Origin of the sequence: Actinoplanes subtropicus (genome assembly GCF_000721705.1) — a bacterium.
Lineage (GTDB): Bacteria > Actinomycetota > Actinomycetes > Mycobacteriales > Micromonosporaceae > Actinoplanes > Actinoplanes subtropicus.
The window spans coordinates 36,832-58,699 of sequence record NZ_JOJL01000026.1; the positions used below are offsets into that span (position 1 = coordinate 36,832).

Consider the following 21,868-nt stretch of genomic DNA (forward strand, 5'->3'; position numbering starts at 1 on the left):
GGGGATGAACGTACGGCGGAAGCTGCTGGGTGCGTTTCTGGCAGCGGCGGCCCTGGTCGCCGTGACCGGTGGCGTCGTGCTGCGCGCCGACCGGGTCGCGGCCCGCCAGGCGGCGGTCACCGAGGCCGAGCAGGTCGCCCGCGGCATCGCCAAGGACGTCGCGTTCGGCCTGGCCGCCGACAGCGACGGCGAGCAGCCCACGTCGCTGATGTACAACGCGCGCGGCCTCGCCGCATACCTCAAGCGCCTGCACGACCTGCAGGACCGCGACATCGTCGTGGTCGACCAGAACGAACGGATCCTGGCCGACGCGAAACTGAGCAGCGCGGGCCTGCCCTTCACCGAGGACGACGACCACCAGGTACACGACACCATCGCCGACGGGAAGTCGCGCGTGTTCGTCGAGGTCAGCGTCGACTACCCGGAGGGCATCCAGCAGGTCGTCGTGCCGCTGATCGGGCCGGGGAAGGCGATCAAGGGCGCCGTCGTGCTCGAGTACACCCCGATCTACCGGCAGATGCTGGCGGACACCGCGAAGACCCGGCGCAGCATCGTCGTCGCCATGGTGGTCTGCATCCTGCTGATCCTGCTGCTCGGCCTGGTGATCTCCGGGTCGATCACCAAGCGGATCAACTCGCTGACCCGGGCCGTGCAGGTCATCCGGGACGGCGACTACTCGGGCCGGGTGGCGCTCAAGGGGCGGGACGAGATCAGCCGGCTCGGGCGGACCTTCGACGACATGGCCGAGCGGCTCGAACGCTCGGCCCGGGAGATCCTGGCCAAGGAGTACACCGACAGCATCCTCGCGAACGCCGGCGAGGGCATCTGCGGGGTGGACGCCGGCGGCCGGATCACCTTCGCCAACCGGGCGGCCGGCCGGATCACCGGGCTCGGCGTGGACGGGCTGCTCGGCTCGGAGGCGCGACTCATCCTGCCGGACGACGAGCTCGCCGGGGGCGACGGCGACCGGGAGGGGACGCTGCCCCGGCCGGACGGATCGACGGTGCGGGTCGCGTACACCATCAACACCATCGCCAAGGACGGCGCGCGACTCGGCGCGGTGGTCGTGCTGCGCGACGTCAGTCGCCAGCGCGCGCTCGAGCACGACCTGCGCCACCAGGCCCTGCACGACGGCCTGACCGGGCTGCCCAACCGCAAGCTGTTCCTCGACCGGCTCGAGCACGCGATGACCCGCACCCGGGAGACCGCCGTACTGTACCTGGACCTGGACGGCTTCAAGAAGGTCAACGACTCGCTCGGGCACAACGCCGGCGACCTGCTGCTGCGCACCGCCGCGGACCGGCTGGTCGCGGCGCTGCGCCCGCGAGACACGGTGGCCCGGCTCGGCGGCGACGAGTTCGCGGTGCTGATCGAGGACGCCGGCGGACCGGCGGTGGAGGCGCTGGCCCAGGCCTGCCTGGAAACGCTGAACCAGCCGTTCCTGCTGCACGGCCGCAAGGCGGTGATCTCGGTGAGCATCGGCGTGGTGCTGAGCAGCACCGGCGACGCCGACGAGGTGATCCGCAACGCGGACGTGGCGATGTACGCGGCGAAGGCCCGCGGCAAGGGCTGCTACCAGATCTTCGAGAACCGCATGCACGAGCAGTTGCTGGACCGGCTGGACAGCGAGTCGCGGCTGCGCGACGCGGTGCACCAGGGCGAGCTGCGCCTGCACCTGCAGCCGGTGGTCGACCTGGGCAGCCGCAAGCTCTCCGGGGTGGAGGCCCTGGTCCGCTGGCAGGACCCCGTGCGAGGGCTGCAGCAGCCGGGGGCGTTCATCCCGCTGGCCGAGGAGACCGGGCTGATCACCGAGATCGACCGGTGGGTGCTGTTCGAGGCCTGCCAGGCGGTCAAGCAGTGGCAGGACCGGGACCCGGACGGTGCGCCGGGCTGGGTGAGCGTGAACCTGTCGGCGGCCAACCTGGACGTGCCCGACCTGACCGACCGGGTGGCGTACGCGCTGGCCACGACCGGGCTCTCGCCGCACTCGCTGGTGCTGGAGCTGACCGAGACGGTGCTGATGCGCGACGTCGCGGTCACCTCGGCCCGGCTCGACGAGCTGCGCGAGCTGGGCGTGCGGGTGGCGATCGACGACTTCGGGACCGGGTACTCGTCGCTGGGCTACCTGCGGGACATCCCGGTGGACGTGCTCAAGGTGGACCGGTCGTTCATCGACGGGATGGAGGGCAACCGGCCGCAGCAGGAGCTGGTCAGCGCCGTGATCCAGCTCGGGCACACGCTCGGCCTGAAGGTGGTGGCCGAGGGGGTGGAGACCGAGGACCAGCTCGAGCTGCTGGGCCGGATGGGGGCCCGGTACGCCCAGGGGTATTACCTGGGACGCCCGGGCCCCGCCGATCAACTTTCCACGAACACCGCGACCGTACGGGCGGGGACCGTGAACGTCCCGGAGGACCGCTCGTAGGACGCCGTCCGGACCGCCGGGTCGGCCGAGGCCCGCTGGACGGGATGCAGACTGATCCGCTTCCCGGCCAGCGCGGCCACGGTCTGGGAGGTGGCCGCCGGGGTACCGTTGAACACCACGGTCACCGACTTCCAGGTCGGGTCGAGGCCCCGTCCGTCCAGAGTCATCGTGATGACCCCCGGGGTCTCGGCCGTGCCGGAGAGCGGGAACGTGAGGCGCTTCTGCACCTCGGCGGCGGTCGGCAGGCCGAAGACCGGCGAGGAGCGGCGGATCCGCAGCAGCTCCTGGTAGGTCTGGTCGGCCTGGTTGATCTCAGAACAGCCCGGCACCAGCGACGGGTCGGCCAGCAACGGCCGAGCATATTGCCATTTGTCCGAGTTGTCGGAAGCGGGCGGCAGGCCGCGGCCGAACCCGTTGCCGTCGGCACAATCCCAAATGATCTGGTTGAACCAATCGCCCGAGTTGAACGAGTTGCGATCCAAGGACTTGGACCGAAGACGCTCACTCCCCGAGGCGACAAATCCGACACCCTGCCCGAGGGCCGTGGCGGCGAGCGCCAGCGTCTGCATCCGCGCCCGATTTGCCCCAGACGTCCCTTGCGGCAGCTTGTAGGCGAGCGCGTCGTACAGAATCTCGTTGTCGTGCGCGTCCACATAGGTGATCGCATCCGACGGTTGTGCCGTGTATCCCGCCGGCGACCCGTTGTAGTCCACCTGCGAACCGGTCACGGCATTCCCGGCAGAGTCGACAAAACGGTAAGAAGCGAGATTTCCGGAAAGGCCCACTTTGATGAGGTCCTGGTCGTGCAGCAGGCGGGCCTTCTGCTCGGCCGGCGACCCGTTGACCGTGTCCCCGTTCGGGTCGGTATAGAGACCGGACGCAAAGCCCTGAGCCCGCGGATCCGAGTCGAACGGCCCACCACCCCGCACGGCATCGCGCAGCCGGTCGTTGAACGTCCCGATCCCGGTCCCCGCCATGTTCGCCTGGGTCGCCTGCACGAACCGGGCGTTCCCGGCGACCTCCCCGAAGTCCCAGCCCTCGCCGTACAGGTAAATGCTCTTGCCGTCGACGCCGTCCTTCGCGAGCGTGAGCCGGTCGAGGGCGGCCCGCACCGCCAGGATGTTGGCCTTCGGGTGATGACCCATCAAGTCGAAGCGGAAACCATCGATTTTGTACGCCTTGGCCCAGGTCACGATCGAGTCCACGACGAGCTTGCCCATCATCGCGTTCTCCGGCGCGGTGTTGGCGCAGCAGGTCGAGTTGGCGACCGTCCCGTCGGCGAGCAGCCGCTGGTAGTAGCCCGGCACGATCTGGTCGAGCACCGAGTTGGGGTCGGTGCCCGCCGCCGATGTGTGGTTGTAGACGACGTCCATCACCACGCGCAGCCCGGCCTTGTTGATCCCCTGGACCATCTGCCGGAACTCGAGCGTCCGATCGTCGGGGTCGACCGCGTACCCGCCCTCGGGCGTCGTGTAGTGCAGCGGGTCGTACCCCCAGTTGTAGCCGTCCTGGGCGGCCACCGCGGCGACGCACGCCTGCTGTTTGTCCGAGTCGGGCGGCAGCGACGCCAGGTCACACGCCGGCACCTGCTGGTCGGCCCGGTTCTCCGGGATCGTCGCGAAGTCGAAGACCGGCAGCAGATGAAGATGGGTCACGCCGGATTTCGCCAGCGCCGCGAGATGCCGCATGCCGGCCGTGTTCGGATCGGTGAACGCCTCGTACGTGCCCCGCGACGCGGCCGGGACGCTCGCATCCGCCATCGAGAAATCGCGTACCGAAAGCTCGGAGATCTGGATCTTGGCAGGCGCGGTGGCGGCCGGCTTGCGCAGACCCGACCAGCCCGCCGGCGCGAGCGCCGGATCGGCCAGGTCGACGATCCGGCTCAGCTTCGAGTCGGTCGACAGACCTAGGGAGTACGGGTCGGTGACCGTCGCCGTGACGATCTTCTGGGCAGCCGGTTGCCAGGCCGCGACCCGGTAGGCGTAATACTTCCCCTTCCAACTCGCCGGGCCGTGCACCGACCAGACACCGGTCCGGTCGTCCCGCTTCATCGCCACGGTCTGCGCGGCCGCGGTCGGGGTGTCGTACAGCTGCAGGTCGACGGTGTGCGCGGTCGGCGCCCAGACCGACAGCGTCGTCCCCACCGGCCCGAGGCTCGCCCCGGTCGCCGCCGGGTAGAGGTCGTCGAGCACTCCCGCGGTCTGCACCCCGGTCGCGGAGAGCAGGTTGCCCGCCGCGTCCCGCTCGGTCACCACGACCTGTCCCCGCAGCATGCCCGAAATATCGCCATTTCCCACGTTAAAGGCGTCGTACTGCCAAAGGTGCGGGAACTTCGTACGCTCGGCCTCGGTCAGGCCGTCCCGGCGCGCGCTGAGCGGAACCGTCTTGTACGAACCGGTGAGTTCCCCGTTCGCGACGCCGATCCCGCCATCGGATGCGGATACCAGCGCATACTGCTTGCCGTCGGTGGAATCGCCGGGCTTCCAGGCGATCGTCCCCCGGTCGATCCACACCGCCGACGACTTGGACGGGTCGATCACGCCGCCGGTGCCGGCCTTCTTCACCACCGGCAGCAGGCGGTCGGTGACCCCGGACAGCAGCCACACCTCCCGCCCCGCGGTGGCGAAGTCGAGCCGTTGGTCGTCCGGCAGATCCTTGGTGTCGCCCTTGTGCACGATGTAGCTGAGCCCGGTCGCCCCGGCCGCCAGCGGCACCTTGAAGGTCACACCGTACGAGTCGGTCGCGGCCGGCGGCAGCGGCGAGCCCCAGTCGGTGCCGGTGGCCGCGCCGTCCCAGACGTGCAGCCCCCAGCCGCTGTAATCGCCGTCCGCCCGGTGGTAGTGGATGATCGCCGTGTTCTGGTCCTGCGCCGGGTAGTCGTGACTGGTGTAGACCGCCGGATCGCCCTGCTTGAGCCACGCCTCCGGGTTCTTGGACGGGTCCAGGGAGCGGTCGCTCTCCACGTCCTTGACCCCGTCCTTGCCGACCACGATGAAGCCCATGTTCTTGGCGCCGGGCTTCAACTTCACAAAGGCGAATTTCCCGTACGCGTCCTCGCCCACGAACGGCTGCCCGTTGGGCCAGGTGGTGGACATCGAGTCGTCGACGTCGCCCCAGACGTACAGGCCGTAGTTGTCGTAGTCGCCGGCCGGCCGCTGGTAGTGCACGACCGCGTAGCCGGGGCTGGTCGGGACGACCGGCGTGCCGACGGTGATCGCGCTGGTGGTCGAGCCGAGGCGGCCCCTGCTGTCCCGCACCACCGCCTTGTACCGCACCGTGGTGCCGCCCGACAGCCCAGCGAGGTCGTGGTAGATCGTGTACGGCGCCCTGGTCGCGGTCCCGACCAACTTCCACGGCCTGTCGCCCACCTGCGCGGCGAGCGTGACGGTGGCCAGCGGGTCGCCGGTGACCTGGGCGGTCACGGCGGCCCGGGTGGGCACGAGCGCGCCGGTCGCCGGCGAGGTGATGGTCACGCTCGGCGCCCCGCTCGGCACCGCCAAGGGGGTGCCGGCCCGCAACACCAGAGTGGACAGCGGCGGCACCGCGACAGTGACCTTCCCGTTTTGAACGGAAATATCGCTACTTCCACCGTAGATGCCGTGGAAAGCGCCCGTCGAGGAGACGTCGAAGCTGGCAGTCTGGGCGGTGGTGGCGTTGTTGGCCGCGACGACGTATTCCGTGCGGCTCGCGGGGTCGATCCGGGACACCGCGAAGATGCCGGGGCCCGACGCGGCGTACCGGGTGATCTGCTCGCCGTCGGCCAGGCCCGGGTTGGCCTTGCGCAGCGCGGCCAGCGACGCGATCGTCCGGTAGAGCGGGTGCTGCGTGTCGTAGTTGTCGACCGCGTGCGTGCGGTCGGTGCCGATCAGGTCGTCCTTGAGGTAGTCGGCGGTCTTCGAGGCGAACATGTCCTGCCGGGCGTCCTTGTCGCCGCCCGGGCCGGTGAAGCCCTGCTCGTCGCCGGAGTAGACGACCGGCTGCCCGCGGGTCAGGAACATCAGCTCGTGGGCGAGCTCGTCCCGCTTGAGGTAGGAGTCGGCCGGGTCGCCGCTGGACTCGATGAACGAGCCGATCCGGCCCATGTCGTGGTTGCCGAGGAAGGTCGGCAGGCGGTCGGCGTCGGTGTCGCGGGCCGTGTAGAGCGGGTCCTTGGCGTACACGTCGGCCAGCGCCTGCCCGGAGCCGGAGCCGGTGATGAAGTTCTTCGCCGCGTCCTGGAAGGAGAAGTCGAGGGTGGCCGGCAGGCCGCCGTCGCGCACGTAGGTCGACTCGATCTCCTGGTCGGCGCTGTAGACCTCGCCGAACACGAAGAAGCCGGGCTTGCCGGCCTTCCTGGCGGCGGCGTTGATGCCGGCCGTGAACTGCGGCCAGAAGTCGAGGTCGGCGTGCTTGACGGTGTCCAGGCGGTAGCCGTCGATGCCGGTCGCGCCGATCCAGTCCGAGTAGATCTTCGTCATGCCCCGGACCACCTCGGGACGCTCCGTCCACAGGTCGTCGAGGCCGTAGAAGTCGCCGTACTCCGCGTTCTCCCCGACAAAGGTCGAGTTACCGCGGTTGTGGTACATCGTCGGGTCGTTCAGCCATTTTGGCACTTTGACCGTTTTATCGGCCTGCGTCGCGAAAATCGGCGTATAGGGGAACGAGCCGGCGTTCACGGAGGGGAAGCCGTTCTTGCCGTCCGCGTAGTTCCGGTCCTCGAACGAGTTGCCGTTCGCATCCCGGTAGGGCGCGGTTGCCTTGTCGATGTAGTCGTACTTGTTCTGCGCGTACTGGATCACGTCGGCGGTGTGGTTGACGATGATGTCCAGGTAGATCTTCATGCCGCGCTGGTGTGCGAGCCTGACCAGCCGCTTCAGGTCGGCGTTCGTGCCGAAATGCGGGTCGACCTGGGTGAAGTCGGTGATCCAGTAGCCGTGGTAGCCGGCCGAGATGTCGCTGCCGCTGCCCTGCACCGGCCGGTTCTTGAAGACCGGCGCCAGCCAGATCGCGGTCGTGCCGAGCCCCTGGATGTAGTCCAGCTTGTCGATCACGCCCTGCAGGTCCCCGCCGTGGTAGAAGCCCTTGTCGGTCGGGTCGTAGCCGGTCTTCAGCCGATCCCCGGTGAGCCCGCCCCTGTCGTTGGCCTTGTTCCCGTTGGCGAACCGGTCCGGCAGGACGAAATAGTACTGCTCGGACGTGCCGAGCCGATCGCTCCCCCATTGAGCGATCGTCCGGTCACTCGGCGGCTGCGCGGCCGCCTGAGCAGGCGTGGCTATCAGGAACGGTAAGAACAGGCACAGGACGGCCAACATCCGTTTTGCGACCACAGTGTCCCCTCGGTTTATTCAGCCGCCCAGACCTGGAAGGCCGGGCCGTAGCCATCGATGACGGTGGAACCATCTGCTTCGGTGTACAGCGACTGAGCGCCGCCGTAAAGGTTCGTCCAGGTTGTCTTGCCGGGCAGCCCGGTGAGCGCCACCGGCTCCCCCGGCCGCCGCCGGGCCAGCACCAGCAGCGTCTGCCCGGTCGATTCCCGCACCAGGAAGCGGTACGGCGGGACCGGGTTGCGCGCCGGGATCTCCGCCCGCCACCAGACGTCCCCGTGCCGGTCGGTGCGGTCCACGACGGCCGAGGTGAAGACCGGTTCGCCGGCGGAGAGCCGGCGCAGGTGGATCCGGCTCGCCCGGACCTCGGCCGGCACCCGGACGAACACGCCGACCGTCTGGCCGAGCGCCGGGCCCGGCGACGAGACGTACAGCTCGGAACCGTCGTGGTGGACCCTCATCCCTTGACCGCTCCCGCCGTCAGCCCCTCCACGATGTACCGCTGGAGCAGCTGGAACACGAGCACGGTCGGGATCGCGGTGAGCAGCGTGCCGGCGCAGAACATGCCGAAGTTGGTGTTGCGCTGCTCGGCGGCGACCAGGCCCCACAGTCCGACCGAGAGGGTCTTGGCGCTGGAGTCGGTGAGGAAGATGTTCGCGAAGATGAACTCGTTGATCGTGCTGATGAACGCGAGCAGCCCGGTCACCGCGAGCACCGGCGCGACCAGCGGCAGCAGGATCCGGAAGAACACCTGCGCGTGCCCGGCGCCGTCCACGGTGGCCGATTCGTCCAGCTCGCGCGGCACGGTGTCGAAGAAGCCCTTCATCAGCCAGGTGCCCACGCCGAGCGCCCCGCCGAGATACAGCAGCACCAGGCCCCACCAGGTGTTGAAGCCGATCGCCGGCCAGTAGTCGGTGATCGCCCCGAACATCAGGAAGATCGCGACGACGGCCAGGAACTGCGGGAACATCTGGATCAGCAGCAGCGACAGCAGGCCGGTGCGCCGGCCGCGGAAGCGCCGGCGGCTGAAGACGTACGCGGCGAGCGCCGACACGAACACGGCGACCCCGGACGCGGTGCCCGCGATGATCACCGAGTTGAGGAACCACTGCCCGAAGTTGGTGTCCCGCAGCAGCTTGGTGAAGTTGTCCAGGGAGACGCCGGTCGGCATCAGCCGGCTCGAGGAGAGCGTGCCGAGCGGGTTGAGCGCCGCCGAGATCACGAACAGGATCGGCCCGAGCGAGAACACGATCGCCAACAGCCCGACGGCGTGCCGCCAACCGACCTTCTTGAGCCACCTCACGCGTACACCTCCTCTTGTGCTCTTGTTCTGCGGAAGGCGATCGCCGAGATCGTGCCGACGATCAGGAAGATGAAGATCGAGATCGCGGCGGCGTAGCCGTACTGCGCGCCGGAGCCGCCGAACGCCAGCCGGTAGGTGTAGGTGATCAGCAGGTCGGTGGCGCCGTTCGCCGGGTTGTCCGGCTGGAACGGCCCGCCCTCGGTGGTCAGGTAGATCGCGTTGAAGTTGTTGAAGTTGAACGCGAACGACGAGATCAACAGCGGGGTCAGCGCCACCATCAGCAGCGGCAGTACGATCCGGCGGAAGCTCTGCCAGGGGCCGGCGCCGTCGATGCGGGACGCCTCGGAGAGCTCGCCCGGGATCGCCTGCAGCGCGCCGGTGGTCACCAGGAACATGTACGGATAGCCCAGCCACAGCTGCACGAGCAGCACCGCGATCCGGGCCGTCATCGGCTGGCCCAGCCAGTCGACCCCGATCCCGAAGAAGTTGTTGATCAGGCCGAAGTCCTTGTTGAACATGTCCCGCCAGACCAGCAACATCGCAAAGGCAGGCATGGCGTACGGGAGGACCAGCAGCACCCGGTAGAGGTTGCGACCGCGCACCCGCTGCGAGTGCAGCGCCACCGCGACGAACATGCCGAGCAGGAAGGTCCCGCCGGTCGAGCCGATCGCGAAGACGAAATTCCAGACGAGCGTACGCAGGAAGGGTCCGGAGATATCGGGATCGGTGACGACCCGGGTGAAGTTGGCGAAGCCGACACCGACCTTCCAGCCCTGGGCCAGGCGCTCGCCGTCGGCCGCCACGAACGAGCCGGTCCTGCGGTCGGCCTTCCAGACCTTGCCGGTCGTCGTGTCCCGGATGCAGTCGCAGCCCTTGTCATAGAGGCGACCGGCCTTTCCCTCGTACGCGCGGGACAGCCCCGACGAGCGGATGGCGCCGCCGTCGACCGGCACGGCCAGGGCGGTGATCTCCTTGCTGCGCAGCGAGGCCTGGCCCGCGGTCAGCACGGTGTAGCCGTCGGCGGCGGTGACCTTGCCGGTCACGCCGACGGTCACGTCCGCCGGGTCGAGCTTCTTCAGGCCCTTGGCGTCGCCGGCCTTCGTGGTCTTCGTGGCCGGATCGGTGATCAGGAAGACCAGCGGGCCGGTGGCCGGGTCGCCGGTGGTGGCGATGCTCAACGCGTACTGGACGGAGCCCGGCACCTGGGTGACGGACGCGGTCTGAATGGCCACGACGGCCTCTTCTTCGGAACCGCGATGGCCGTCGCCGTAGTTGGTGAAGGCGGTGCTCGCCGTGTAGAGGACCGGGAACACCTGGAAGGCGACCAGCAGGAGGGTGCCCGGCGCGAGGTACTTGGCCGGGATGTGCCGCCGGGTCAGGTACAGGTAGAGCAGGCCGGCCGTGGTCGCGACCAGGATTCCGAGCCCGATCCAGGCGTGGTTCTCGGCGAGCGGGAAGGCGGCCCAGATCGCGATCGCCACGACCAGTCCCAGCAGAGTGATCTTGACGAGCCGGGCGGCCACACTCGCGTCCGATTTTTCCGGACTTGTCAGCTTATCTTGGGCGGGGAGGGCCCGCGTTGCCGCAGGCCCTCCAAGCTGCGTCGTCATCTATTTGTTGATCGAGCCGGAGATCGTCTTGCCGGCGGCCTCGATGGTCTTGGCCGGGTCGGCGCCCCCGACGATCGCGGCCTCCGCCTTGCCGAACGGGTCCCAGATCGCGGCCATCTCCGGGATGGACGGCAACGGGATCGCGTCCTTGGCGGCCGCCTGCCACTTGGCCAGGTCCGGGTCGGTGCCCTTGACCTGGTCGAACGCGGCGGTCAGCGCCGGCGGCCGGGGCTCGGCCTGGTACAGCGCCACGGCGAGGTCCGGGGTGGTCACGTAGTTGGTGACGAATTCCTGGGCCAGGGCCTTGTTCTTGCCCTTCGCGGCCACGTAGAAGGTCTGCACGCCGAGGAACGGCTGGGCCGGCTTGCCGCCCGCGAAGCCGGGGACCGGGGTGATGTCGTACTTGATCCCGGCCTTCTTCACGTCGGTGATCGCCCACGGGCCGGAGACCAGGAACGCGCACTTCTTGCCGGTGAAGGTGGAGATCGAGTTGTCCGAGGTGATCGAGCGCTTGAGCGCGCCGCTGCCCTTCTCGCCGAGCGCCGCGATCTTCTTGAACGCCGCGACCGAGGCCGGGGTGCCGACGCCCAGGTCCTTCGGGTTGTAGTCGCCGCTCGCGGTGGTGCCGAACAGGTAGCCGCCGGCCGAGGAGTACAGCGGGTAGAGGTGGTACGCGTCGCCGGTCTGGCCGACCTGCAGGCAGAGGATCTCCGCTGCCTTCTTGTCCTTGACCAGCTTCTGGCCGGTGCCGATCAGGTCCTCGATGGTGGCCGGGGCCTGCGGGGCGAGGTCGGTGTTGCGGATCAGGGCGAGGTTCTCGGTCGCGTACGGGACGCCGTAGGTCTGCCCGTTGAAGGTGACGGCCTTGAGGGCGTTGGCGGCGATGCCGGACTTCTGCGTGTCGGAGAGCTGCACCGGGTCGATCGCGCCGTTCTGCACGAGGTTGCCGATCCAGTCGTGCGCGCCGACCGTCACGTCCGGGCCGCTGCCCTGCTGGGACGCGGTGACGAAGGTGGTCTGCTGATCCTTCGAGATGGCCTGGATCTTCACGGTCACGCCGTTCTCGGTGCCGAACTTGTCGGCGAACGGTTTGAGGGCGGCGGCGCGCTTGTCGTCGGCCCAGATCACGAGTTCGCCGGTGGCTTTCGCGCCTGCGCTGGCGCCGGCGGCATTGCCTGACTTATCTGATTTGTTGGCTTTGTCGCCGCAGCCGGCGGCGATCAGGGCGAGGGTGAGGGCGGCGGCCACACCCACGGCACGGATGCGCATATACGTCTCCCGTCGGGTTCTTGGAAAGAAGTTGCAGCAACCGACCGTCGCTTGATCGACGCGGGTCGGCCGTGTTGCGGGGACGTTAGCAAGCACTTGCAGATTTTGGAAGTCCTTGCACTCTCGTCGCCGCAAGACGTCATCGGTACAGTGCCGTGCATGCGAGCACGGATGTCCGACATCGCCCGGCAGGCGCAGGTCAGCGAGGCGACGGTGTCGCGCGTCATCAATGACCGGCCCGGCGTGTCCCAGGAAACCCGGCAAGCGGTGCTGACCGCACTCGACGTGCTGGGCTACGAACGGCCGGAACGCTTGCGCAAGCGCTCCGCCGGCCTCGTCGGGCTGATCGTGCCCGAGCTGGACAACCCGATCTTCCCGGCGTTCGCCCAGGTCATCGAGTCCACCCTGGCCCAGCACGGGTACACGCCGGTGCTGTGCACGCAGTCGCCGGGCGGGGTCACCGAGGACGAGTACGTGGAGATGATGCTCGACCGGCAGGTGAGCGGGATCGTCTTCGTGTCCAGCCTGTCCGCGGACACCGCCGCCGACCCGTCCCGCTACCGCCGGCTGATCGAGCGACCGCTTCCGATCGTGCTGGTCAACGGGTACGCGGAGACGATCGAGGCGCCCTTCGTGTCCTGCGACGACCGGCTCGCCGGCGACCTGGCGGTCAGCCATCTGGTGGCGCTCGGCCATCGACGGATCGGCATGATCTCCGGGCCGAACCGGTTCATCAACACCCAGCGGAAACTGGCGGGCTATCGGGCCGCTCTCGCCCGCGAAGGCCTGCCGTCCGACGACTTCGTGGCGTTGACGTTGTTCGGGGTCGAGGGCGGCGAGGTGGCCGCGGACCGGCTGCTCGAGCAGGGCGTCACCGGGATCGTGTGCGCCTCGGACCTGATGGCGCTGGGCGCGATCCGGGCCGCCCGGCGGCGTGGGGGGTCGGTGCCCCGCGACGTGTCGGTGATCGGCTTCGACGACTCGCCGCTGATCGCCTTCACCGACCCGCCGCTGACCACCCTGCGCCAGCCGGTGTCATCGATGGCGGTGGCCGCCGTCCGCTGCCTGGTCGACGAGATCGACGGCCACGGCGCCCCACATTCGGAGTATTTGTTCCGCCCCGAGTTGGTGGTCCGCGAGTCGACGGCGGTCGCCCCGGCCCGCCGCGAGATCGCCGTCGGCTGACCGAGGAGGGGGATGCAAGTCCTTTCAGATTTTGCACGAAGGGTCGTCGAGAAATCTTGCTGAACCGGGTCAGGTCATCGCCAGGAGGGCGAGTCCCATCGCGGCGCTCATCGTGGCGTGGCAGACCTCCGGCCAGCGCGGTGCCTGCGGCACCACCCCGGCCGGCCGCAGGTGCATGCCCCGGGCCGTCCACCACAGCGCCGCCGCCACGAGATAGGCGCCGAGGGCCGCGCTGATCCACGCCGGATGGCCGGTCGTCGCCGTCTGCCCCATCCCGCTCATGCCCGCCATCCCGCCTTTCCCGGCAGAGGTCGTGGCCGCCATCCACAGCATCGCCGCCGTGGCGCTCGCGAAGTAGATCGGAGCGTGCCGGCGGCCCGGCGCGAGGATCGCCCGGCTCACGAACCACGCGGTCGCCAGCGTGAACCCGGTGACCCACACGCCGGCCGGCACCCCCGATCCCCACGGCCAGATCATCGCGATCATCGATCCGCCCATGAACAGGTGCAACACCTCGTCGACGAATCCGGCCCCGGCCGGGCGCAGCACCCGTACCAGGTGAAACATGGTCGCCACGGCCAACGCGCACGTCAGCGCCCATCGCAGGCTCGCCAGACCGATCATCGTGGGAACTGCCTCCCGCGCCGTGGTTCCGATCTTCCGGTCACCGTAGACCGCCCGGGACCCACGGGTCAGTACCGCGAGCGGGCGATCTCCGGCGGTTCAGTCGGCCCGGCCGAAGACCTGCCTGATCTCGGACGCGCCCTGCCAACCGGGCCACAACCGCCGGTGCAGGTCGAGGAACTCGGTGGCGCGGGCGATCGCCTCCTGCTCCGAGTCGACCTTGATCAGGGCGTACGCGTTGATGCTCTCCTTGTCGTCGGTGAACGGCCCCCGCTCGGTCGTGATCTCACCGGCGGCGAGACGCACCCGGCTACTCGTCGCGGTCGGTTGGAGCCCGGCGGTGTCCTGCAGGACGCCTTCCTGAGTCCACCGCGCCGCGCTCTCCCCGATGGCCGCGAAGAGCTCCTGCGGCGGCACACCCGGCGAGGCGTTCTCGTCGCTTCTCAGCATGAGCATGAACCTGGGCATTGTCGGTCCTCTCCTCATCGTTGCCGGCGATTTGCTCGTGCACCCATCCTGACCTGCGCGAACGTCCGCCCACCACGGCAAACTGCTCGCTGGCCGGCGTGCTGCTCGCAACGGTCCCACCGGCAATGGCGTCACCGGCGACGGCGTTGCCGGTTTCGTTCCGGCGGACCTAGACTCAGGCCGTCCTGAGTGGGGAGTGACGCTGAGCGAGGCGCGGTCACCAAATGGCGCCGGCCGGTCCGACCGGCTGGGCGCGTTCCTGCGTGACCGCCGCGGCAAGGTCTCCCTGAAGCAGGCCGGGCTTCCGGGCCGTCGCGGCGGCCGCGCCGCCACCCTCACCCAGGAGGACCTCGCCCGCCTGACCGGCTACTCGATTCGCACCATCAGCGGGCTCGAGCAGGGCACCGACCATCGCCCCACGCCCGACCTGCTGGAGGCGATCGCCGCGGCGCTGAGGTTGTCCACCGCCGAGCGCCACACGCTGTGGTATCTCGCGACCAAGGCGCCGCCCCCGGAGGAGAGCTACCTCTCCGGGCTCGACCCCGGCATGGCGCGCCTGGTCCGGCTCGTCGACCCGCAGCCGGCCATGGCGTACGACCTCTTCTGGGACATCCAGACGTACAACGGTGCCATGGCCGCCTGGGCGTGCGACTGGTCCAGGCGCAGCCCGGAGCAGCGCAATTTCGCCCGCTGGCTGTTGCTCGACCCGCACGCCCGGCACGTCCACGTCGACTGGGAACAACACCTGGCGCCGGCCTTCGTCGGCCGCATGCGCATGCTGGCCGCCCAGATGCCGCAACACCCGACACTGACCGGACTCATCGACGAGATCTGCGACCGGAGCCCGGAGGTGAAGCGGATGTGGGATTCCAGCACCGAGGTCTACTCGCACCCGCCCTCGATCGTGCGCCCCTTCCGCCCACCCGGCCACACCGACCCCCGCCAGGCCGACGACGAGACCCACCACGTGCCGGTCACGATGTGCGTCCTGAGCCCGACCAAGCCCGACGACGAGCGCCGCCTGATCGCGTACCTGCTCCCGGAGGACTACCCGTACGACCCAGCGGTGATCTCGAGCGAGGCCTGCACCGCCTGCGCCTGACGCGTCCGCGCTTGTCGAGCAGGCCGAAGCGCAGTGGTCCGCCGACGCCCGGCGCCGCGCCGCGCCGCGCCGACGATTGCTACCGGCTCACGGTAGGCGATGTCGCCCGCGCCGACGGGACCGTTCGCCCACCGCTGGCTGCTCGTGCCCGCGTCCGGAGACCTCTCGGCGGGCGTCCTCGTCTTCGCCAGCCATCAGGGACCCGCTGGCCGTTTGGCGCTGGTACGTCATCGCGGCATGCCCCTATGATCATCGGCGCTGATCACTCGTCGAGTGGTCCGGGCCATGGGGGCATTGTGAAGTTCGGTGCGGCCGCGCGGGCGTTGGGTGTTGTCCTCCTTACCGGGGTGCTGCTGGAAGGCGCGGCGGCGGCGGCCCGGGCGGATGTCGTTCCCGCGAACTGCACGGTCCTGGCGGCCGGTGATCTCGGACGGCCAGTGCACGGCACTTTCACCGACGCGGCTGATGCCGGCTGCTTCGAACTTCCGCTTCCGGCGCAGACGGTAGTTGCAGCGATACAGCCTTCCACCGGCGCGGGGACGCAGGCCGACCTGACGCTGGAGGACGCCACCGGTGCGGTCGTGTGCGGCAGTGCCGTGTTCAACAACAACACCTGCGCTCTGCGGGGCACCGCACCGTTCCGGGTGGTGACGAGCCCGTTTGGCGGGCTCGGTGACTATCAGTTCGAGGTGCTGCCGGTCGCCGCGAACGCCGACTGCGCCGCGCAGGTGCCTGACGGGGCGGTGGGATCCGATACCGGGGTGAACGCCACGTTGTCGGCGGACACGGTCACCGCCTGCTACACCATCCCGGCCCGCGGGCACTCCACCCGTGAACTGTTCACCATGGCCAGGACCGCAGGGTCGGGCAACGCCCAGGTCATGGTCTTCCGCCAGACCGGCGGAATAGCCTGCGCGGCCCTCAGCGCCTCCCACCCCACGGCGGCCGTGGTCTTCACGTGCGTCTTCCAGCCGGACCAGGCGTACACGGTCGCGGTCTGGGCTGACGCCGCGCCGGCCACCTTCCGGCTGGCTCTGCGCGACATCACGGCCGGGTCGCTGACCTGCCAGCCGCTGACCGTCACGGACATCGGCGGTCCGGCTACCGCCGGCACCATCACTACGGCGTCCGACGTCCGCTGCTACGACCTCGACGTTCCCGCGGGCGTCGGCGACCTGGTCAACATCCGTAGCGCTGGTAGCAAGGCGCGGATGACCTGGCTGACACCCGGGAGCGGCTACTACTGTCAGGCGAGCTGGTACGCGTGCACCACCGACAGTGGACCGACCGATCGCCGTTACCGTGTCGTCGTCTGGGCTGCTGCGGCCGACCCGCTGCCCTACCGGCTCGACGTCTGGAAGATCACCACCGGCGGGGTTGTCTCCCCGTCCTGCGAACGGCTGCCGTCGGTGGCGTACGGAAGCGACACCTTCAACGTCGCGCTGAGCGACCAGCAAACCGCCCGGTGTGTGGTCGCGCCGGTCGGCTCGGACGATCGCTATCAGCTCTCCGCCACCGGCGTCGACCCGGCCGCCGCGCAACCGAACGGGTACGTGTTCGCCGCGCTCGGCGCCAACACCATGTCGTTCGCCTTGCCGTGCCCGACCAACTGCTCCCCGAACGCGCTCATCGGCTACGGGCAGAGCACCGACGGGCTGTTCCTCTTCACGCCCGGCGACCAGTTCGGCGACGTCTCCTACCGGGCCCGGATCAACTGCCTCACCGAGCCGTGCGGCGGCCAGCCGTACGCCATCACCCAGATCAGCCCCGACACCGTCTCGACCGGCGCCGCGTACACCTTCACCGTGACCGGGGCCGGCTTCGACGCGGCGGACACCGCACAGCTGACCCAGGCCGGATCAGCACCGATCAACGCGACCGTCCGTTCCGTCACACCGGACCGGCACACCCTCGTCGTCGACGCGGACCTGACCACGGCGGCGACCGGCCCCTGGAAGGTCACCGTCACCTCCGCCAAGACCGGGCAGACGACCGGATACTACGTGTCCGTAAACGGTCCGGCGCTGCAAGTGACCACCATGCCCTCGATCAGCGGCACCGCCCGGGTCGGAGCCACCGTGACCGCGATACCCGGCCGCTGGACACCCGCCGCCACCAGCTACACCTACCAGTGGCTGGCCAACGGCACACCGATCAGCGGCGCCACCGCGCCGACCTACACGATCCCGGCGTCCCTGCTGGCCCGCACACTCACCATCGCCGTCGCCGTCACCGCGCACCGGGACTACCGAGCCGACGGCACAGCGACCTCGGCCGCCATCGCCGTCGCCGCCGGCTCCGCAGGGCCAAAGGCGACCAAGCCGCCGCGCATCACCGGCACCGCCGCCGCAGGCAAGACCGTCTCCGTCTCGGCCGGCACCTGGTGGCCCGCGGCCACCTCGTACAGCTACCAGTGGTACCTCAACGGCAAAGCGATCAACGGCGCGACCCGCACGAGCCTGCACCTCACCTCATCGATGCGCGGCAGGAAACTGACGGTCATCATCACCGCCTACCAGACCAGCTACCCCGACGAGCACGCCACCACCGCGAGCATCAACGTCAGATAGGCGATCCCTCGTGGAGTGGTTCGAACATCGGCTCGCCACGCCGGACGTGTAACGGCCGACCCTCCCGCGCAACGTCGGACATGTCTGTCCCGGCCTTGGGCGTCGTGCGCTCTCGGCGGCAGACCCGGATGGTCACGACGTTCCGCCGAAGAAAGACGTCGACGCACCTGCGTCTTCATCGCCGATGACGCTTCCTGAGACGGCCGTCCGCTCCTTCGAGCGGACGGCCGTCGGCCGGTCATCTGGCGTGCGCCGTGCCGACCGCGCCGACCGGCTTGATCGGCTGGCCCGGGACCACGGTCACCGGGATTCCCGTCGGGATGACGATCTTCCTGTTCAGCCGGTTCTGGACCGCGGCGACCTTGTCCTTGGCGGCGGTCACCGTGATGCCGGAGCCGTCGGTCTTCGGCGAGACACTGTAGATCGCGGGATCGACGCCGGTGGGCGGCATGATCATCTCGATCGCGGCGTCGAGCGTCCGGCGGGAGAACTTCGCGACGACGAACCTGATCCGGCCAGTGTCGATCTTCGGGTGGGCCTTCTTCGCCGCGTCGACAAGCCTCTGGCCGCGCGCGATGTCGGTGACGTAGAGCGTGACCGCGCCGGGCGGCATGTCCACGTAGAGGTCGCTGTAGGTGTCGGCGAAGGCCCCGCGCCCCTGGTCGCCCAACGCCTGGGCGATGTCGTCCAGGGCGGGATCCGTGGCAGGCGTCCCGTCGATCATGTACGGCGTCGCCGAGGGCGACGGCGCGGCTGACACCGACGCGGCCGTCGACGGGATCACCGCCGGCCCCTCCGCGCGATCCTGCCTCGCGCAACCGCTCACCACCAGGGTGGCGATCAGGACCGCGCCGATCGTACGTCCGGTATTCATGGGTCACTCCCCCGTAGACCTGGCAAGTCTCCCCTTCGACGGTGACGGCGTGCACCACGGTTCCATCGGTGATGTCGCCGAGCAATTTCGCCTGTTTCGCGGCCGGCATGCGCACGCAGCCGCCGTTGGTCACGCCGCGGCCGGACGCCGACGCCCGGCACCGGCCTCGGATCACCGTGCGGCCGTTCTCGAGCGAGTCCGCGTCGTCGGGAACCGCGCCCAGCACCAGCGCGTCAACGACCCGCCCGACGACACGTTTCGTGGTCGTGACCCAGCGGGAGTTCGCGGCGGCCACGTCCCTCCTGCCTGACCGGCAAGCGTCGTGGTCACGGCGACGATCATGCACGCCCAGGTCTTCCGCCCACGTCGGGACGGCGAGCGCCTCTTCGAACGCGCGCTGACCTTCCGGCCTGTTCCGGACTAGATGCCCGCGGCGGAGAGAAGCCGCTCCATCTCGGCGCGCGGGCCGGCCGGTGGGTGCGGAATCCGAGGGCGCTAGCGCGGTCTGCTCGCCAGGAAGCGGCGCGCCGCGGCGAACGCTCGCTCCGGGTCCTGGCGGAAGACGCCGTGACCGATGTCGGGTGCGATCTCCAAGGTGACCGGCGCATTGGTGAGCGCGGCCGCCAGCCGCCGGGCCGCATCGGCCGGGGTGACCGGGTCGTGTTCGCCGGCCAGGAGCAGGGTGGGGCAGGTGATCTGGGGGAGCAGGGTGGTGGCGTCGGCGGGGCCGCAGCCGCCGGTGCGGAAGCGGGTGAGTACGTCGTCATTGACTCGGCGGGGCTTGGCGGAGGGAGTTCCGTACAGCGGCTGGCAGTGTTCTGCCCAGGCCGTCTGTGCCTCGTCGGTGGTGTCGCCGGTCAGGTAGCGGCGGGCCGCTTCGCGGGCGGGCGGGCCGCCTCGCCGCTCGAAGACCTCCAGGGTCTCGTCGAGGGAGGTCGGGGCGCCGAGCGGGCTGTCGAGGATCAGGCCGCCGATCCGGTCCGGGTGGCGGGCCGCGCAGGTCAGGGCCACCAGGCCGCCGCTGGAGACGCCGACGAGGATCGGGTTCTCGAACTCGAGCGCGGCGCGGAAGGCCAGCACGTCGTCGGCCCATTGCGACCAGGTCCAGGTCTCCGGCGAGCCGGTGTCCGACTCGCCCGAGCCGCGCTGGTCGAGGTAGACCACGCGGGCCACGTCGGCGAGCATCGAGAACTCCGGCTTGAACAGGGTGTGGTCGGCGCCGGGGCCGCCGTGCAGGAGGATCAGCGCCGGGCCGGAGTCGCCGGCCACCTCGTAGTGGAGGGCGACATCCCCTATGGACACTCGCACGCGGCGACCAGCTCGTCGATCTCGGCGAGCAGGCGATCCTCCTCCGTGGCGCGGGCGGCGGGCAGGCCGGTCGTGGGCTCGTCGTCGTCGCGGTCGGGGCGGCCGGGCGTGGGATGCGGCGGTGGCGGCTGGGTCTGGATGAACCGGTCGCGGGCACGGCGTCGGGGCGGCTCGGCGGGGCGTGGGGCGTCGGGCCCCTCCTGCTCCGCCTCGGGCCACGCCGGTGTCCATCGCGCCTGAGTCACGCCGCCCAGTCTGCTCCTCCACATAGATCCAGTGCCACCCGGACGATGCCGCGGAGAACAAGAACCGCCCGGAGGCGCATGTCGAAATATCTATATCTCTACCGAGGTCGAAGCAGGATGGCGGAACCACCTTGGGGAGGTGGGCGGTTCCGCCACTTGACTCAGCGGGGGACGACCTTCTCGACGGCCCACTGGCGCCAGCTGTCCAGCTTGTGCTGTACCAGGGCGAGCTGCTCGGCCACCGGGCCGGGCCCGGTCGAGCCGGGGGTGGTGCGGCCGGCCAGCGCCGACTCGACCGACATCACCTCGCGGACCGACGGGTCGAGGTGCTCGCTGACCTTGGCCAGGTCGTCGTCGGTGAGGTCCTCGAGCTCGCAGCCGCGCACCGAGCAGAGCGCCACCAGCTGGCCGGTGATCTCGTGCGCGTCGCGGAACGGCACGCCGCGGCGGACCAGCCAGTCGGCGACCTCGGTGGCCAGCGAGAAGCCGACCGGGGCGGCCGCGGCCAGGCGGTCGACCCGGACGGTCATCGTGGAGATCATGCCGGCCAGGGCCGGCAGCAGCAGCTGCAGCGTCTCGATCGCGTCGAACGCCGGCTCCTTGTCCTCCTGCATGTCCCGGTCGTACGTCAGGGGCAGTCCCTTGAGCATGGTGAGCACCGCCACCAGCCCGCCGACCAGCCGCCCGCTCTTGCCCCGGGCCAGCTCGGCGATGTCCGCGTTCTTCTTCTGCGGCATGATCGACGACCCGGTGGCGAAGGCGTCGTCCAGCTCCACCCAGCCGAACTCGGTGGAGGTCCAGAGCACCACCTCCTCGCCGAGGCGGGACAGGTGCACGCCGACCAGCGCGGTCACGAACAGGAACTCGGCCACGAAGTCGCGGTCGGCCACGGCGTCCATCGAGTTCGGCGCGGGCGCGGTGAAGCCCAGCTCCTTGGCGACCGCGGCCGGGTCGAGCGGTAGGGAAGATCCAGCAAGCGCGCCGGAGCCGAGCGGCGAGATGGCCGCCCGGGCGTCCCAGTCGCGCAGCCGGTCGAGGTCGCGCAGCAGCGGGTGCACGTGGGCGAGCAGCCAGTGGCCGAAGGTGACCGGCTGGGCGTGCTGCACATGCGTCATGCCCGGCGCCGCCGTGTCGACGTTGCGCGCGGCCTGCTCGGTGAGCGCATCGGCCAGCTCGACCAGCGCCTGCGCCACCCCGCGGGCGTGGTCGCGCAGGTAGAGCCGCAGGTCGGTGGCGACCTGGTCGTTGCGGGAGCGGCCGGCCCGCAGCTTGCCGCCGAGCGCGCCGAGCCGCTCGAGCAGGCCGCGTTCCAGCGCGGTGTGCACGTCCTCGTCGTCGATGGTCGGCCGGAACTCGCCGGACGCGCAGGCCGCCTCGAGGTCGTCGAGGGCGGCCAGCATCCGGCCCAGTTCGTCGGGGTCGAGCAGCCCGGCGGCGGCGAGCACCCGGGCGTGGGCCCGGGAGCCGGCGATGTCGTAAGGGGCGAGCCGCCAGTCGAACTGGACGCTCACCGACAGGCGGGCCAGGGCGTCCGCGGGCCCGCCGGAGAACCGGCCACCCCACAGCGAAGTCTTCTCGGTCACGG

At 69.9% G+C, this 21,868-nt stretch carries 15 protein-coding genes; 4 read left to right on the top strand and 11 right to left on the bottom strand.

What is annotated here, in order from left to right:
- The first annotated feature begins 4 nt into the window (after positions 1 to 4).
- Positions 5 to 2,422 (top strand): EAL domain-containing protein, encoded by a 2,418-nt coding sequence (locus IH26_RS0132355; RefSeq protein ID WP_030440049.1) that lies wholly within the window; start codon positions 5 to 7, stop codon positions 2,420 to 2,422.
- Here the strand turns inward: IH26_RS0132355 and pulA are convergent.
- From pulA to IH26_RS0132380, 5 genes are read right to left on the bottom strand one after another with little or no spacing between them, the layout of a single operon-like run.
- A complete protein-coding gene (pulA, locus tag IH26_RS0132360; RefSeq protein WP_030440050.1) occupies positions 2,356 to 7,713 on the bottom strand; it encodes a pullulanase-type alpha-1,6-glucosidase in 5,358 nt (1,785 codons plus the stop codon). The genes IH26_RS0132355 and pulA overlap by 67 nt on opposite strands.
- A 29-nt stretch (positions 7,714 to 7,742) precedes the next feature.
- Positions 7,743 to 8,186, bottom strand: coding sequence for an early set domain-containing protein (locus IH26_RS62320; protein ID WP_030440051.1), 444 nt, complete (start codon positions 8,184 to 8,186; stop codon positions 7,743 to 7,745).
- Positions 8,183 to 9,028: a sugar ABC transporter permease gene (locus IH26_RS0132370; RefSeq protein ID WP_030440052.1), complete on the bottom strand. Its 846-nt coding sequence runs from the start codon at positions 9,026 to 9,028 to the stop codon at positions 8,183 to 8,185. Before IH26_RS0132370 ends, IH26_RS62320 begins: the two co-directional genes overlap by 4 nt.
- Complete coding sequence (locus IH26_RS0132375) at positions 9,025 to 10,638, bottom strand: ABC transporter permease subunit (RefSeq protein ID WP_030440053.1); 1,614 nt, start codon at positions 10,636 to 10,638, stop codon at positions 9,025 to 9,027. Before IH26_RS0132375 ends, IH26_RS0132370 begins: the two co-directional genes overlap by 4 nt.
- Positions 10,639 to 11,907 (bottom strand): sugar ABC transporter substrate-binding protein, encoded by a 1,269-nt coding sequence (locus IH26_RS0132380; RefSeq protein ID WP_030440054.1) that lies wholly within the window; start codon positions 11,905 to 11,907, stop codon positions 10,639 to 10,641.
- 159 nt (positions 11,908 to 12,066) lie between these two features.
- Here IH26_RS0132380 and IH26_RS0132385 point away from each other — a divergent pair, with 159 nt between their 5' ends.
- The gene (locus IH26_RS0132385) at positions 12,067 to 13,092 is read left to right on the top strand and encodes a LacI family DNA-binding transcriptional regulator (protein ID WP_030440055.1); all 1,026 of its coding nucleotides are present in this window, start codon (positions 12,067 to 12,069) and stop codon (positions 13,090 to 13,092) included.
- Positions 13,093 to 13,161: 69 nt separating this feature from the next.
- On the opposite strand, the gene IH26_RS56335 is transcribed toward IH26_RS0132385, so the two are convergent.
- Positions 13,162 to 13,716, bottom strand: coding sequence for a DUF5134 domain-containing protein (locus tag IH26_RS56335; RefSeq protein WP_051808916.1), 555 nt, complete (start codon positions 13,714 to 13,716; stop codon positions 13,162 to 13,164).
- Positions 13,717 to 13,815: 99 nt separating this feature from the next.
- A complete protein-coding gene (locus IH26_RS0132395; protein WP_169789857.1) occupies positions 13,816 to 14,166 on the bottom strand; it encodes a YciI family protein in 351 nt (116 codons plus the stop codon).
- Between the two features lie 214 nt (positions 14,167 to 14,380).
- Between IH26_RS0132395 and IH26_RS0132400 the strand changes: the two genes are divergently transcribed.
- Complete coding sequence (locus tag IH26_RS0132400; RefSeq protein WP_030440058.1) at positions 14,381 to 15,286, top strand: helix-turn-helix transcriptional regulator; 906 nt, start codon at positions 14,381 to 14,383, stop codon at positions 15,284 to 15,286.
- A 296-nt stretch (positions 15,287 to 15,582) separates the two neighbouring features.
- On the top strand, positions 15,583 to 17,856 hold the full coding sequence (locus IH26_RS0132405) for a hypothetical protein (protein WP_030440059.1): 2,274 nt from the start codon (positions 15,583 to 15,585) through the stop codon (positions 17,854 to 17,856).
- Positions 17,857 to 18,094: 238 nt separating this feature from the next.
- Here IH26_RS0132405 and IH26_RS0132410 read toward each other — a convergent pair whose 3' ends face one another.
- From IH26_RS0132410 to argH, 4 genes are all read right to left on the bottom strand, one after another.
- Positions 18,095 to 18,730, bottom strand: a complete 636-nt coding sequence (locus IH26_RS0132410; RefSeq protein WP_030440060.1) for a hypothetical protein — start codon at positions 18,728 to 18,730, stop codon at positions 18,095 to 18,097.
- Between the two features lie 495 nt (positions 18,731 to 19,225).
- Positions 19,226 to 20,038: an alpha/beta fold hydrolase gene (locus IH26_RS0132415; protein WP_169789858.1), complete on the bottom strand. Its 813-nt coding sequence runs from the start codon at positions 20,036 to 20,038 to the stop codon at positions 19,226 to 19,228.
- Positions 20,023 to 20,283, bottom strand: coding sequence for a hypothetical protein (locus IH26_RS61540; protein ID WP_030440062.1), 261 nt, complete (start codon positions 20,281 to 20,283; stop codon positions 20,023 to 20,025). The genes IH26_RS0132415 and IH26_RS61540 overlap by 16 nt, the downstream gene beginning before the upstream one ends.
- Before the next feature lie 161 nt (positions 20,284 to 20,444).
- Positions 20,445 to 21,866, bottom strand: coding sequence for an argininosuccinate lyase (gene argH, locus IH26_RS0132425; protein ID WP_030440063.1), 1,422 nt, complete (start codon positions 21,864 to 21,866; stop codon positions 20,445 to 20,447).
- Positions 21,867 to 21,868: the final 2 nt, after the last annotated feature.